This window comes from Paenibacillus cremeus (assembly GCF_007786445.1).
Classification (GTDB): Bacteria; Bacillota; Bacilli; order Paenibacillales; family NBRC-103111; genus Paenibacillus_G; species Paenibacillus_G cremeus.
This window is the reverse complement of the sequence record NZ_VNJI01000012.1, coordinates 17,735-33,569: the sequence shown is the minus strand read 5'-3', so window position 1 is coordinate 33,569 and position 15,835 is coordinate 17,735. Positions and strand designations below refer to the sequence as shown.

General features: G+C 55.1%; 10 protein-coding genes. 8 read left to right on the top strand and 2 right to left on the bottom strand.

Translation table 11 applies throughout. From position 1 onward, the window contains the following. Window positions 1-6: 6 nt before the first annotated feature. On the bottom strand, window positions 7-981 hold the full coding sequence (locus FPZ49_RS11615; protein WP_144846721.1) for an aldo/keto reductase: 975 nt from the start codon (window positions 979-981) through the stop codon (window positions 7-9). 48 nt (window positions 982-1,029) lie between these two features. After that, window positions 1,030-2,997, bottom strand: a complete 1,968-nt coding sequence (locus tag FPZ49_RS11610) for an ABC transporter ATP-binding protein (RefSeq protein ID WP_144846719.1) — start codon at window positions 2,995-2,997, stop codon at window positions 1,030-1,032. 291 nt (window positions 2,998-3,288) lie between these two features. On the opposite strand from FPZ49_RS11610, the gene FPZ49_RS11605 reads away from it, so the two are divergent. From FPZ49_RS11605 to FPZ49_RS11570, 8 genes are all read left to right on the top strand, one after another. Further along, the gene (locus tag FPZ49_RS11605) at window positions 3,289-4,410 is read left to right on the top strand and encodes an ABC transporter ATP-binding protein (protein ID WP_144846717.1); all 1,122 of its coding nucleotides are present in this window, start codon (window positions 3,289-3,291) and stop codon (window positions 4,408-4,410) included. Between the two features lie 29 nt (window positions 4,411-4,439). After that, on the top strand, window positions 4,440-7,442 hold the full coding sequence (locus FPZ49_RS11600; protein ID WP_144846715.1) for an extracellular solute-binding protein: 3,003 nt from the start codon (window positions 4,440-4,442) through the stop codon (window positions 7,440-7,442). Further along, the gene (locus FPZ49_RS11595) at window positions 7,432-8,418 is read left to right on the top strand and encodes a carbohydrate ABC transporter permease (protein ID WP_144846713.1); all 987 of its coding nucleotides are present in this window, start codon (window positions 7,432-7,434) and stop codon (window positions 8,416-8,418) included. Before FPZ49_RS11600 ends, FPZ49_RS11595 begins: the two co-directional genes overlap by 11 nt. Next, a complete protein-coding gene (locus FPZ49_RS11590) occupies window positions 8,418-9,320 on the top strand; it encodes a carbohydrate ABC transporter permease (protein ID WP_144846711.1) in 903 nt (300 codons plus the stop codon). Before FPZ49_RS11595 ends, FPZ49_RS11590 begins: the two co-directional genes overlap by 1 nt. Before the next feature lie 77 nt (window positions 9,321-9,397). After that, on the top strand, window positions 9,398-11,521 hold the full coding sequence (locus FPZ49_RS11585; protein ID WP_144846709.1) for an SMP-30/gluconolactonase/LRE family protein: 2,124 nt from the start codon (window positions 9,398-9,400) through the stop codon (window positions 11,519-11,521). Continuing rightward, window positions 11,518-13,851, top strand: coding sequence for a DUF5696 domain-containing protein (locus FPZ49_RS11580; protein ID WP_144846707.1), 2,334 nt, complete (start codon window positions 11,518-11,520; stop codon window positions 13,849-13,851). The genes FPZ49_RS11585 and FPZ49_RS11580 overlap by 4 nt, the downstream gene beginning before the upstream one ends. Beyond that, window positions 13,848-14,714 (top strand): carbohydrate ABC transporter permease, encoded by an 867-nt coding sequence (locus FPZ49_RS11575; RefSeq protein WP_144846705.1) that lies wholly within the window; start codon window positions 13,848-13,850, stop codon window positions 14,712-14,714. The genes FPZ49_RS11580 and FPZ49_RS11575 overlap by 4 nt, the downstream gene beginning before the upstream one ends. Before the next feature lie 52 nt (window positions 14,715-14,766). Further along, window positions 14,767-15,699 (top strand): carbohydrate ABC transporter permease, encoded by a 933-nt coding sequence (locus FPZ49_RS11570; RefSeq protein ID WP_391563816.1) that lies wholly within the window; start codon window positions 14,767-14,769, stop codon window positions 15,697-15,699. Window positions 15,700-15,835: the final 136 nt, after the last annotated feature.

The following is a 15,835-nucleotide window of genomic DNA, read 5'->3' as shown; positions in this document are numbered from 1 at the left end:
ATTAAGCTACTTACGTCTCGCCACCTGGCCGAACGGGCGGCCGTAGATGAAGGCCTCGCTCGCCTCATGAAGCGCCTGCAGCACGTCCTCGGAGAGCTGCAGCTCGACCGCGCGAACGTTGTCGTCGATCTGCGCTTCGCGGGTCGCGCCGGCGATGACCGTGCACACGGCCGGCTGGTGCATCAGCCATGCCAGCGACAGCGCCGTCGCTGTCGTGCCAAGCTCGGCGGCGATCTTCGCCACTTGCTCGCCCAGGGCCAAGCGCTCCGAATCCATCCGCTGCGCGAAGTTCGGATTCTTATCCAACTGCGAGCCGCTCGGCACCGAGCCGCCGGAATATTTGCCGGTCAGAATGCCGCCGGCCAACGGGAAGTAAGGGATCAGTCCGATGCCCTGATCCACGCAGAACGGCACCAGCTCCCGTTCCACGCCGCGGTCCGCGAGCGAATACCCGGGCTGGACCGTCACGTACGAGGTCAGCCCTTGGCTTTGGCTGATGGCGAGCGATTTCATCATTTGCCAAGCGGAATAGTTGGACGCACCTACGTATCTCACTTTGCCGGAGCTCACCAGGTCGTCTAATGCGCGGAGCGTTTCCTCGAGCGGAGTGAGCGGATCGAACGCATGAATTTGGTACAAATCGATATAGTCGGTCCGCAGCCGGCGAAGACTGCCTTCCAGCTCGCGGATAATATGATAGCGCGAGGAGCCCTTATCGTTCGGGCCGTCGCCGCGCTTCATGCCGGCTTTGGTCGCCAGAATCACGTCCTGCCGCCGTCCCTCGAAGGCTTCACCGATAATTTCCTCCGATTTGGTTCCGGTGTAAATATTGGCGGTATCAATGAACGTAATGCCGCTGTCCACGGCATGATGCAGCACGCGGATCGACGTTTCCTTGTCGGCGCGTCCGCCAAACGCATTCGTCCCTAAGCCTAACACCGAAACTTGTAATCCACTGGTTCCCAAACTCCGATAGCGCATGTCCGATTCCTCCAAAATAAAGTAGTGGTTAGATAAGACGCCAATCTGTTACCCCAATGAATGGTGCCGCAGCATCTCCTCGGGATTCATTGCCTTGAGCTGCTTCGCGTACAGGTCGCGATACAAGCCGCCGGCGGCCAGCAGCTCGCGATGGCTGCCGCGCTCAACGATGCGGCCGTGGTCAAGCACGAGAATCTGGTTCGCACGGACAACCGTCGCGAGGCGATGGGCGATGACGAAGGTCGTGCGATCCTTCATCAGCCGCTCCAGCGCTTCCGTCACCAGCGACTCGGATTCGGCGTCGAGCGCCGATGTCGCTTCGTCGAGGATCAGGATGCGCGGCTTCTTGAGCAGCGCACGGGCGATGGCGATGCGCTGCTTCTGCCCGCCGGACAGCCGGACGCCGCGTTCGCCGACGATCGTGCCGTAGCCCTGCTCCATGTCCAGGATGAACTCATGGGCATTGGCGGCCTTGGCCGCCTCGCGGACTTCGGCTTCCGTCGCGTCGGGATTGCCGTAGGCGATGTTCTCAAACAGCGTACCGGAGAACAGCACGTTGTCCTGCAGCACCACGGCAATCTGCCGCCGAAGATCGTACAGGTTGTACTCCCGCAGATCGACGCCGTCGAGCCGCACCGCCCCCTCGTCGGGATCGTAGAAGCGGGGGATGAAGTTGACGAGCGTTGTCTTCCCCGCACCGCTGGGACCGACGAGCGCAATGACGTCACCAGGACGCGCCTCAAAGCTGATATTCGTCAACGCTACACGGGATTCCTGCACCATCGGCGGCGGATCCAGCTTCGTTTTGGGCGGCACGAGATAAAACTTCTTGGCGGGTCGAATCAGCTCCACCAGATCGGGATCGGCGGGCTTGCCCGTGCTGTCCCGGGTCGGCCGCTCCGGCCGTTCCATCACGTAGGTGAACGAGACCCGGTCGAACACGATTGCACCTCTGCAGGCAGTCAGCGGCAGCGCATTGTCCTTGATCTTCACCTCGGGCTCGATGTCGAACACCTCGAAGATGCGCTCGATGTTGCTCAGAGAGTTCTGAATCGTGGCGTTCGCCTCAGCGAAGCGTTGAATCGGGTTGTACAGCTGCGAAAGGTAGGCCTGAAAGGCGACAAGCGAGCCGATCGTCAGATGCCCCTTGAGCACCAGCGTCCCGCCGGCAAACCAGATGATGAGGTTGCCCGCCTGCGTGAACATCTGGCTGAGCCGTCCGAGCGAGGCTGCAAGCATTTGCGCCTGATTGGCGAAGCCGATGTGGTGCTTAGCCTGCTTTTCGAACCGCTCCATCTCCTTGACTTCCTGATTGAACGACTGCACCACCTTCATGCCGCTGATTCGCTCCACCAGCACGCCGTGAATGCGCTCCATCTGCCGGTGCACCGTCCGCCAAGTGAAGCGAATCCGCACGTTCATGTTCGTAAACGTCAAATAATACAGCGGCAGCAGCCAAAGCGAGAGCAGCGCCAGCTGCCAGTGAATCGTGAACAGCATGAACCCCGCGAACAGGACGAGAAACAAGTCGATGACCAGGTTGATGACGCCGCCGCTGACGATATTTTGGGCCCCGTTGACGTCGTTGATAATGCGCGACACGATGCTGCCGACCTGGCGGTTATCATAGAAGCGCTGAGAGAGCTGCTGCATATGCCGATAGAGCTGGTGGCGAATATCGTACACCATCCGGTTGCCCAGTCGATAAGTCGTGGTGCTCCGTAAAAAAGTAATCCAAATGCCGAACAAATACACCCCGCCGAGCACCGCAATGACACGGCCTAGTGTCCAAAATCCTAGTTTGCCCGGGAGAACTTGGTCAATCAGGATTTTGGTCATCCAGGGCGTAATCATCGGGGAGGCAAAATTCAGCATGCCCAGACCGATAATCGCAAGCAGCCTCAAGCGATAGGGCTTCAGAAACAGGAGATAGCGCTGAAACAGCTTCTTCTTGGTAGCGGCCGATGCCGCGTCCGGCTTCCTAGTGTCGGATCCGGATGCCGCCTCTGTAGCCATGGGGATCCCTCCTAAGGGTGTGGTCTTGTTGCGCTTCACAAAAATTAACATAATCGGGCGAAAATATGAATGAACGATGTCCTCAATAAACATGGATAATTTTGCTTGTAAAATTTTTTAATGGCAAGGACGATTAACTCCATAAAGGATGAAGCGGGCTAACTTGAAAGCGGTTACTTCCACTCTTTAACCTGCTTAATGATTACGCCCCTTAATTCCTTCACACCATCTTCACACGAAATGCGGTACGATATTTTCAAAATAGTGTAAATTGCGCGTGGAGGCGATTACATGGCCAGAATATTGATCAATCACTTATACAAACGTTACGGGAAAGATAAGCTCCCGGTAGTTAAAGACTTCCATCTGGAAATTCAAGACAAAGAATTCCTGGTTTTCGTCGGGCCATCCGGCTGTGGGAAGTCGACGACGCTGCGGATGATCGCAGGGCTCGAGGATATTTCCGAAGGGGAAATTTACATCGGCGACACGCTGGTGAACGATTTGCCTCCGAAGGATCGGGATATCGCGATGGTGTTCCAGAACTATGCGCTGTATCCGAACATGAGCGTGTATGAAAATATTGCCTTCGGCTTACGGCTGCGCAAGCTGCCGAAGCATGAAATTGACCTCGCGGTCAAACGGGCGGCCCGCGTGCTCGAGATCGAGCAGTACCTGGACCGCAAGCCGAGAAACCTCTCCGGCGGTCAGCGTCAGCGGGTGGCTCTCGGAAGAGCGATCGTGCGGAACCCGCAAGTGTTCCTTATGGACGAGCCGCTGTCCAACCTGGATGCGAAGCTGCGCGTACAGATGCGCACGGAGATTATTAAGCTGCATAAGACGCTGGGCGTGACCATGATTTACGTGACGCACGATCAGATCGAAGCGATGACGATGGGCGACCGGATCGTGGTTATGAAGGACGGCATCATCCAGCAGGTGGATACGCCGGAAGTGATTTACACGACGCCGAACAATACGTTCGTAGCCAGCTTTATCGGCTCTCCGCCGATGAACTTCGTGGATGGCCGCATTCAAGAGACGGCGCCAGGCAAGCTCGAATTCCATACGCCGCGGTTTGCCGTTGAGATTCCGGAAGGCAAGACGCACGCGCTGATCAAGAATAAGCAAATTAACAAGACGGTGACCCTCGGTATTCGTCCGGAGAACGTCAGCTTGGAAGAAATCGTGTTCCAAGCGTTCCCGAACGCTGTCGTGCCGGGAATTTATAAGCTCGATGAATTGATGGGAGCCGACCGTTTCCTCCATCTGGACATCGGACAAAATCGGATGCTGGTGGCGCGTGTGAATCCGCGGTACCGCTTTGAAGAGGATGACAAAGTGAGAGTGGCACTGGATATGTCCAAGGCGCTGTTCTTTAACTACGAAACCGGCGAACGGTTTATGGAATAACCCATCGGGTACGGAAAGGAGTGAAACGATTGGCTTTCGTTCAACCAAACAAACAACCGTGGAAGCGGTTACTCGTGTTAAGCCTGGCGGGAGCGCTGGGCGTGTCAGGTCTGATACCGCAAGGCCTTCCAACGGCGAAAGCGGCGGATACGGATCCGAAGAAGGATGCAGCGCCGGCCTCTGCTCCTGCCGCTAAAGCTCCGGCCAACAACATCATCTCCATGTCGGATATCGAGCCCTATTACGCAGATATGCTCAAGGGCTGGCAGGACAAAGGAATCAAAGCCGGTGCGGCTCCGATTGAAATTAACGCGGCGAACTCGTCGGCGAAGTCGCAGGATCAGAACATCGCCGTCGGCAATTACGAGGGCAAGAACAACGTGCTTGTATGGAACGGCTCGGGCTCGGGCGACGGCTTCGTGGAATATCGGATCGACGTTCCGGCGGACGGACTGTACGAGATGAACGTCTCCTACCGCCCAGTGACAGGCAAAGGGCTTCGCCGTCCAGTCGTTTGGGATGTGACCCTCGACGGCAAACGGCCGTTCCGTGAGTCCTCCTCTATTACCTTGTACCGTCAATGGAAGGATGCGTCTTCGATCAAGAAAGATGAGGAAGGCGACGACATCCGTCCGAAGACAGAAGAAATTACAGCGTGGAGCGTAGCGCCACTGATGGATTCCGGAGGCGCTTATGCCGGACCGCTGCAATGGTATTTCTCGAAAGGCAGCCACACGATTCGGATCTCAGGCTCCGAGCCGGTGGCGCTCGAATCGATCAAGCTGACGCCGCCTCAAGTGCTGAAGCCATACGGAGACGTCAGCAAAGCGTATCCGCAATCGAAGCCGGTGCAAGCCGATGTGCTCACGCTTCAAGCGGAAAGTCCGGCGGTCAAGAGCGATTCCGCCATTCAGGTGACCTCGGACACGGATCAGCGCTCGGTTCCGCTGGCGAAGGGCCGTATTACCTTTAACAGCATCGGCGGCAAAAAGTGGTGGAATCAGAATCAGGAGCTAACGTGGTCGTTCGAGGTGCCGGAATCCGGCAAATACAAGATCGCCACACGTGCGCTGCAAAATACGATTTCGCAAAAGTCGTCGTTCCGCACCATCAAGATTGACGGCAAAGTACCGTTCCAGGAGTTTTTAACCTACCGTTTCCCGTATGACACCGGTTGGAGGGGTACACAGCTGCAGGACTCTGCCGGCAAGCCGTATGAGTTTTATTTGGAAAAAGGCAAGCACACGCTGGCGATGCAGGTGACGCATGCGCCGTTCAAACCGATTATTCTCGGCATCGAAAGCCTTACGGATGTGCTGAAGACCGTCGATCAGGATCTCAAGTCGCTCACCGGTAACGTGGACGATAAGAACCGGACATGGCACATCGAGAAGGATTTGCCGGATTTGCCGAAACGACTACAGGATGCAGCGAAGAAGCTTAATGACTTATCTAAGCTAACGGAGCAAGTCAACGGCCGGACGGACAATATCAGCCAAGGCTTCGAATCGTCGGCGAAGGATATCGACAAGCTCCTGCAAAAGGTAGACGATATTCCATACCACGATGATCAGATCGTCTCGATGCAGGACAAAATCAGCAAGTTCATCGATACGCTGATGCAGCAGCCGCTCCAGCTGGATGAAATCTACATCGCGCCGGTGGAAAAGAAATGGCCCGACATGGAGGCCTCCTTCGCAGCCAAGCTGAAAGGGATGGTCGTTAACTTCTTCTACACCTTCAATACGAGAAACAGCTTGAAGGCAATGAAAGATACCGAGCTGAACGTCTGGGTACACCGCGGACGCGACTATGTCACGCAGCTGCAGGAGCTGGCCGATGAGATGTTTACGCCGGAAACCGGCATAAAAGTGAAGGTGAACCTGCTCCCGAATACCCAGCTGCTGGTACTATCCAATGCTGCAGGCATTCAGCCGGATGTTGCGCTCGGCTTGTCGCAGGATCTGCCGGTCGATTACGCGATTCGGAACAGTATCGTCGACATCTCGAAGTTCCCGGATTTCAACGAGATTTACAAGCGCTATAGCCCGGGCTCCTGGCTGCCGTTCTACTATAATAAAGGCTACTATGCCATGCCGGAAACGCAGTCGTTCCAGCTGCTGTTCTACCGGAAAGATATTTTGAGCAAAATGAACATCGCCATCCCGCAAACTTGGGATGATGTGTATGACATTTTGCCGACGCTGCAGCAAAATTACATGAACTTCTATGTAAAGCCGCAGGAATATATGATGTTCTTCTATCAGAACCATGCGGATTTCTTTAACAAGGAAGGATCCGCTACCGCGATCGATACGCCGGAGGGCTTCAAGGCGTTCCGCCAGTGGACCGATATGTTCAACATTTATGCGATGGAGCGCGAGGTACCAAGCTTCTATCAGCATTTCCGCAAAGGCGATATGCCGATGGGCATCGCCGACTACAATATGTACATCCAGCTGGCCGCTGCAGCTCCGGAGCTGAACGGGCGCTGGGGAATTGCGATGCTGCCGGGAACGAAGCAGCCTGACGGAACGATTGCCCGCTGGGCGGGCGGCGGTCAGACGACCGGCGTCATTTTCAAAGCATCGAAGAAGCAGGATCAAGCATGGACGTTCCTGAAGTGGTGGAACTCCGCTGAAGTGCAAGAGCGCTATGGCTCCGATCTGGAGTCGTTTAACGGCATCTCGTTCCGCTGGAACACGTCGAATCTGGAAGCCTTCACGAAGCTGCCTTGGAAGAAGGAGGATGCGAACGTCATCCTGAATCAATGGCAGTGGTACAAAGACATGCCGAACTTGCCGGGCGGATACTTCCTCCCGCGGGAAATCGGTAACGCATGGAACCGTGCCGTGGTCGACGGCATGAACTACCGCAACGCGCTGGAGCTTTCCGTCATGGAGATCAACAGGGAGCTTCGACGGAAGCAGCAGGAGTTCGGCTTCGTCGATGCCGAAGGCAAAGTCGTCAAATCCATGGATTTACCGGTGGTAGACAAACCTTGGGAAGGAGTGAAGCCCTATGTTAAGTAATCAGGCGAGCACGGCGGGAGCGATTCGCGAGCGGGTCGCGCCCTCTAAACCGACAGTAACAGAGAAGATCAAACGACTCCTTTCCGAGATTTGGGCCTACCGGTTATCCTATTTGTTCATTGCGCCGTTTACGCTCTGCTTTCTTGCATTTATCGTGATTCCGGTCGTTGCGGCGATCGGACTCAGCTTTACCTATTTCAATGCCATTGAGCCGCCGCGCTTTATTGGCTGGACGAATTACCAGAACCTGATCTCGCAGGATTTGACGTTCCTGAAATATGCGCTTCCGAATACGTTCAAATTCGCGATTATCGTCGGTCCTGGCGGTTATATCGCGGCGTTCATTCTGGCGTGGCTCATTTCGCAGCTTCCGAATGCCAGCCGGAAGTGGCTCGCCCTGGCGATGTATGTTCCGTCGCTCACAGCGGGGATTGCCATGAGTATCGTATGGCTGCCGCTGCTCACCGGGGACCGGATCGGTTACTTGAACAGTACCTTGCTGGAGCTGGGCATTATTGATGTGCCTAAGCTCTGGGTGACGGATAAGGCTTATTTGATGAACTCCATGATCGTGGTTACGCTCTGGTCCAGCATGGGCGTCGGGTTTCTTGCAATGCTGGCGGGTATTCTGAACGTGAACCAAGAGCTGTACGAGGCGGGCCGCATCGATGGCATGAGCAGCCGGCTGCAGGAAATTTGGTACATCACCGTACCATCCATGAAGCCGCAAATGCTGTTTGGTGCTGTCATGGCGATCGTATCGACCTTCAAGGCCGGAGCGATCGGAGTGGAGCTGTCGGGAACGAACCCGACCCCGCAATACGCCGGTCATCTGATCATCAATCATATCGACGATTACGGCTTTATTCGCTTTGAAATGGGCTATGCCGCGGCCATCTCGGTATTCCTATTGGTTCTCATGTACTTGTCTAACCGATTTTGCTGGGGCTTGTTCGGCTCGAAGGAGGATGAATAATGCAGCGTGCGCTCACCCAATGGAAACGGCTTCTGCCCTGGGGCAAAAAATCGCGGCTGAACTCAATGGACGGCTTTCAGAAAGTGCTTACGGTGCTGCTAGTCGTGCTGGCGGCTTTCATGCTGCTGCCGCTGGTCTACATTTTTAACCATGCACTGAAGCCTTATCAGGAGTTGTTTATTTATCCTCCGAACTTCTTTGTAAGAGAGCCGTCGTTTCAAAACTTTGTCGAGCTGTTCCTCGTAGCGTCCAGCTCGTCGGTGCCGGTTTCACGTTATTTGTTCAATAGTTTCATCATTTCGGGCGGGGCGGTCGTGCTCGTTACGATTGTCAGCGCGATGTGCGCGTACCCGATCTCGAAGCATAAGTTCCCAGGGCACAAAATTTTCTTCGCCACCATTTTGCTGACGCTCATGTTTGCGCCGGAGGCGGTACAAATCCCGCGTTATCTGGTGGTTAGCAAGCTCGGCATTATGAATACGTATTTCGGACATCTTTTACCGCTGCTCGCGATGCCTGTCGGCGTGTTCCTGCTCAAGCAGTTTATCGACCAGCTGCCGAACGAGCTGCTGGAAGCGGCGAGAATCGACGGAGCAGGGGAGCTCTTGATCTTCCTGCGGATCGTCATCCCGGTCTGTATGCCGGCCGTAGCCACGGTTGCGATCCTGACGTTCCAGCATTCCTGGGGGAATACGGAAACCTCTACACTGTTTATGCAGGATGACGAGATGAAGAACTTCCCGTTCTTCTTGTCCACCTTAACGAACGGCCTAGCCAACAGCGTAGCCCGTCAAGGGGCGGCAGCGGCGGCAGCGCTCGTCATGTTCATTCCGAACCTGCTCATTTTCTTGTTCTTCCAAGGCAAGGTCATCGCTACTATGGCGCATTCGGGGATTAAATAAGGAAGGGGGATAACCATTTGCATACTCAACCATTGCGAAAGCCCTCTCTCCTGAGACGACTGCGGAGCAAGACCGGCATGGGAATTCTCAGTCTTCTCCTGGCGGTGATCATCTTAGCCGGTACCTTATGGCCGGCAGGCGCTTGGGCTTTCACTCCATATGATACAAACTATAAAGACAGCTTTGACCGGCTGGTCTGGACGCAATCGGCTTACAATCCGGTGGGCGTCCTGGGCCGGGAGATTTACATACCGGATCCGAAGGACCCGAGCAAGCAGGTGTTTTCTCCGCTCGTGCAGCCAAAGGATTTGTTCATCGATGACAACGATCAGATCTACATCGCGGATACGGGCAACAGCCGGATCGTCCAATTGGATGAGAAGGGCAACCTGGTTCGCATTCTGGATGTCAAGGAGAGCCCTTTGAAGAAGCCGGAAGGCATTTTCATCGACGGCAAAGGCGATATCTACGTGGCGGACACCGGAAACAAACGCGTGGTGCGCCTGGATTCGAACGGCAAGCTGATCAAGGAATTCAAGCGGCCCGACTCCAAGTTTTTGCCGGAATCGTTCAAGTATGATCCGATCAAGCTGGTCGTAGACAAGCGCGGATTCTTGTATATCGCCACGCTGGGCGGCTATCAAGGGCTGCTGCAGCTGGATCCGGACGGCAATTTCCAAAGCTTCTTCGGCGCCAACAAGACGGACTTTTCCGTCATGGACGCCTTCAAACGTGTGGTGTATACCCGGGAAATGTACCTTCGTGAAATCAGCAAGCTGCCGGGCTCGGTCGCCAGTGTGACGATCGATAAGAGCGGTCTGATCTACACCGTGACGAAGGAAGTGGAGCGCGGTCAGATCAAGAAGCTGAACATTGCCGGTAAAGACTTGCTGGCGACCAAGGATGAGTTTTCCGACAGCGTTGTCAATCGGGTCTTTGGTGAGATGCGCTTCCCTCCGAAGGACAAAACGAAGCCGCAGCTTAATGACCTGACGGTAGACCGGAACGGAAACATTACGGCGATCGATTCGACGCTCAAATATGTGAATCAGTACGACGGGAACGGCAATCTCCTCTTCTTCTGGGGTGGCGATGCATCGGCCTCCTCCACCAAGCTGGGGGTCGTCAAGACGCCTTCGGCGATCGCTTCCAACTCCAAGAATGAGCTGTTCATTCTCGATGAAGAAAACAATGCGGTGCAGGAGTTCCGCCTGTCCGAGTTCGGTGCGCTTGTGCACAAGGCTAACGCGCTTACGCAGGATGGCCGGTATGAAGACAGTGAGAAGTATTGGCAGGAAGTGCTTCGTCTCAACGCGTTCTACACACCTGCGGTCCTGGGCTTAGCGAAAGCCGCCTACAAAAAAGGCGAGTACGTCAAAGCGGAGGAGCTGTTTAAAGAAGCTGGCTTCGTTCAAGGCTACTCCGATGCATTCTGGCAAGTGCGGCTGCAGTGGTTCCAGAAAAATTTCGGCCTGCTGATGAACGTCATTGTGATCGGTGGTCTGCTGATTTATCTGTTTAACCGATTTACCCGCAAGAGCGAATGGAGACGCCGCTGGCGTGAGCGCCCGCGCTCCCGAGTTCCGCTTGTGGTACAGCTGAAGCACGTGTTTTACATCATGAAGCATCCGATCGATGGCTTTACCGCCATTCGCTATGAAAGCAAAGGCAGTATGGCGAGCAGCATGATTATCCTGTTCTTCGCAATGGTGTCCTTTGGGGTCATGCGGGCGGCGACGGATTTTACGTTCAACCCGTCCATCGTGCTTGATGTTAACTTGATTACCGTGTTCCTGCAGTTTCTGATAGTGCTCATCGGCTGGGTCGTTTCGAACTATTTGATCAGTACGATTTATCGTGGGGAAGGGCGCTTCCGCGACGTATTGTATGGCAGCTCGTACGCGATGTTCCCATTCATTATCGTCGGCTTGCCGCTGACCCTGATCTCCAATGGGATGACGCTGAGCGAGGGCTCGATCTATAACTTCCTTGAAAATGGGCTGTATATCTGGGTGATTTTGCTCCTTTTCTGGAAGGTGCAGGCGATGCAAAACTATAGTGTCGGCGAGACCGGTATGAATATCTTCCTGTCCCTCGTGACCATGACGATTCTCGGTGTGCTCATCTTTATTACATTTGGCCTCAGCAATGAGCTGAAGGACTTCTTCTATTCCGTGTACCAGGAGGTGACGATCCGATGAGACGCATCAGCACTAAACTCAAGCTCACTGCCCTCGCGGTAGTCGTCGGCACCACGCTGGTCACGTTTCAAGCCGGTCCGCTGCTGAACGCGGCGGACAATCCCGCACCGGCTAATGGTGCGGCAGCTGCGCCGGCTCCGGCGGCGAGCCAGCCAGCTCAGCAGCAGCCGGCCGCAGCGCCTGCAGCCCAGCCAGCTGCGCCGGCGCAAGCTCCGGCTCCCGCGAATGCGAAGAACGAGCTGCCGGACGAGAGCAAGTTTCAGGTGATGGCGGAGAACGCCAACCTGAAGCTCTGGGTAGACAGCACGACGGCGCATTTCAAGGTCGAAGACAAGCGCAGCGGTCAGGTATTCCGCTCGTATCCGGACCCGCAATACTGGAGCGGGGAGACGATTACGGGAACGTGGAGAAACAACCTCCGTTCGCCGGTCATGCTCGAATACATCGACATGGCCAACTTCAAGTCGCAGCCGAAGATTATCAGCTGGACAGAGGACAAAGGCACGCTCGAAGGGATGCAAAAGACGGCCGACGGCTTCAAGGTTACGTTTAGCTTCGCTGGAACCGGCTTCAAAATTCCGGTCGAGGTGAAGCTGACCACCGATTACATCGAGACCAAGATCATCGACAAGGATCTGAAGGAAGCGAAGCTGAGCCTGCTGAACCTGAAGCTCTATCCGATGCTCGGAGCAGAGCCTTCCCTCGGACAGGACGGCTACATGGTGCTGCCGGACGGTTCGGGGGCGCTCGTACGCTACAAGCCGAACCGGACGAACGACAAGTCCGTCTATCGCGAGAACATGTACGGCAGCGACTCCTCCTTCTTCAATGAACGGACGGCCAGACAGAAGATTACAATGCCGGTCTTCGGCTTGAAATCCGGTACCCAAGGCATGGTGGCGGTCATGACGGGCGGCGAGGAATATTCGAAGCTGTTCGCTTCGCCTGCCGGCGCTTTCGGTACGTACAACTGGGCGACGCCGGAGTGGCAGTACCGCATTAAGTTTTTCCAGAACACGAGCCAAAAAGGAGCCGCAGGCTTCTTCACCTACAGTAAAGAAAAGTTCACCGTCGAGCAGCGCTCCGTCCGGTACTACATACTAGAGCCAGCAAAAAGCGATTACGTAGGGATGGCGCTGAAATACCGCGAATACCTGATGAAGGAAAAAGGCCTTCAGCCGCTCAAGGCCGAGTCAAATAAGGTGCCGTTCCATGTCGATATCGTCGGCGCGGATGTGAAGCCTGGCTTGCTTTGGGATAAGTATTTAAAGGGCACAACGACCTCGGAAGCGATGGAGATGGTCAAGCGCCTGTACGGGCTCGGCATTGAGAATATGGCGATCCAATACAACGGGTGGCAAAGAGGCGGCTACAGCTCCTTCGGCGAATTGTTCCCGGTGGATTCCCGACTAGGCGGTAACGAGGGCATGAAGCAGTTCATCGAGTTCGCGCACTCCTTGAAGGTTCCGGTTTATTTAACGGCGACGTATTCGTTCAATAACACCGGAGGCAGCGGCTTTAGCCCGAGATACGACGGGATGCGCAACCTGGCAGGCCGTTTGCAGGAGTTCGAAAACTTTAACAATCACGACATGATAACCCTCGTCAGCCCGAAATATGCCAGCAAAGTGCTGACCGATGATTTGAAAAATTTCAAGTCGCTCGGCGCGGACGGCTTGTATTTCGAAGACGGCGTAGGCCGCTTCCTGGATAGTGATTTTAACGACCGCTATGCGGCTAACCGGACCGATGTCATGAAGCTGCAGCAGGAGATGCTCAAAGAAACGAAAGACACGCTCGGCGGCGTCGGCGTTGAACGTCCGAACTTCTACGGCTTGCCTAGCGTAAATCATATGCACCGCTTGGCCACGGATTATTCGTACGACTTGTTCGTCGACGAAGCTGTGCCATTCGCGCAGATCGCCCTGCATGGACTGGTGACGTACTCGTCCAACTGGTCGAACCTGCGGGATCAGTATCAAAGCGAATTTTTACGCTCGATCGAGTATGGCGCTTATCCGGCCTTCATCTTCACCAGCGCGAAGTCCGGCGATATGAAGGGGGCTTACTCCATCTGGTATTACAGCTTGAACTACCGCGATTGGGAAGCCAAAGCGGTGGAAGAGTACCAGCGCTTTAACCAAGCTCTGGGCGATGTGCAGAACAAAGCGATTGTCGGTCACCGCAAGCTCGCTTCGAACGTCATGGAGACCGAGTATGAGGGTGGCAAGCGCATCGTAGTCAATTATAATGCCGAGCCGTACACCAGCGGCAGCCTCACGGTTCCAGCGCAAGACTTCATCGTTGTCCAAGGAGGGAAGACGCCATGATCCGCAAATTGAGACTGAATTCCGTCCTCCTCCGCAAGGTTGAAGGCTCGATCTTTATTGCGCCTTGGGTGATCGGGTTCCTGGCGTTCATCGCGTACCCGCTAGGCTATTCACTGTACATGAGCTTCCAGCGGGTCAAAATAACGGCCAGCGGCATCGAGTATTCGCCGGTCGGGCTGCAGTATTACCGTGAAATTTTGCTGGCGGACGGCGGGCTGTTGTATAACGACCTGCTGCCCTTCCTAAGGCAGTCGCTAGTCATGATTCCCGTCATCGTCTTCTTCTCGCTGATGGTGGCGATCCTGTTGAACCAGAAGTTTTTTGGCCGAGGCTTTTTCCGGGTCATCTTCTTTATGCCGGTGATCTTCTCTTCGGGTCAAATCATTCAAGAGTTCATCACGCAGGGCGAGGGCCAGCTGGCTTTCGTACAGGAATTTGACGTAGGCCGTCTCATTACGACTTACTTGCCGGCGACTTGGTCGGCGCCGATCGTGAAGATTATCAGCTCGTTTGTCTTGGTCTTGTGGTACTCCGGGGTGCAAATCCTGATCTTCCTGGCCGGTCGTCAGACGATCTCCGCTTCCGTATACGAAGCCGCTCGGATCGACGGTGCTGCGCCTTGGGAAACCTTTTGGAAAATTACGCTGCCAGGTCTTGCGCCCTTCGTCTTCCTGAATTTGATCTACACGGTCGTGGATTTGTTCACCTTCCCGTCCAACCCGATCATCTCGAAGGTCAATACGCAAAACTACGGGCTGTCGAGCGCCTTGGCATGGATCTACTTTATCATTGTGCTAATATTCATGGGTCTGGCCATTTGGATTTTCAGCCGTGTGGCGAAGGCCGCCGGAGAAAAACGTTAGAAGGGAGGGAAAACGAATGGAGCGTATTACGCAAATCGTTAGAGCGCGCCGCATGCAGGGCCTCAATGTTCGGAAGCTGCTGCTGCAAACCCGCAACGGTCTGATCGGCAAGGAAGCCGACAAAGGCTTCATCTTCCGGTTGTTCATGTACCTGATTCTGGTGGACACGGCGTTCATTTATATTAAACCGATCATCTACATGATCACGACGATGGTCAAGGATGCGGGCAACCTGCTGGATCCTGCGGTCATCTGGGTACCGCGGTCCCTGTACTGGGGCCATCTGCAGGAAGCGTTCAGGCTGCTGAAGTATCCATCGGCCTTCACGATCAGTATGATCGTGTCGCTGTCCGTCGCCGTCCTGCAGGTCATCTCCTGCTCGATTGCGGGGTATGCCTTTGCAAGACTGGAATTCCCGCTGAAAAAGTTTTGGTTCGTTTGCCTCATCTTCACGTTCGTGATGCCGCCGCAGGTGACGATTTTGCCGTCGATCCTGCTGTTCAAGGGCTTCGGATGGATTAATACGTATTATCCTATGATCATTCCGGCCCTGTTCGGGCATGGTCTGAAGGGTGCCTTGTTCGTCATCATCTTCCGCCAGTTTTTCTCCACGCTCCCTAAGGAGCTGGAGGAGGCGGCCAAGATCGACGGCGCGAGTGTGTTCCGCGTCTTCTTCCGCGTGATGCTGCCGATTTCGACCTCGGCGATCATCGTAGTGTTCCTGTTCTCCTTCGTATGGAACTGGAACGACTTCTACTATCCGTCCATGTACATGTTCGGATCGAAGGAAGTGCCGCTGTCCATCAGCTTGTCGCGTCTGGCGGCAGCCATGACAGCCGAGGCCGAGCAATCGGGGCCGAGCATCTTCGCCGAGCCGATCAAAATGGCCGCGTCGTTCCTCATCATCATGCCGGTGCTGGCCGTTTACACGTTTACGCAGCGCTGGTTCGTCGAAGGCGTCGAGCGTACGGGTTTGGTCGAGTAGTAGTGTCCAACGTGGCAATGCAAGGAAGCTGGCCCTCGGGTCAGCTTTTTTTTCTGCGCAGTGGGAGGAGGACTGCCAACTGCAGCGTCACCACGTCTTTACTCAATCCAACTAACGGAACTACGTTCCGCTATTT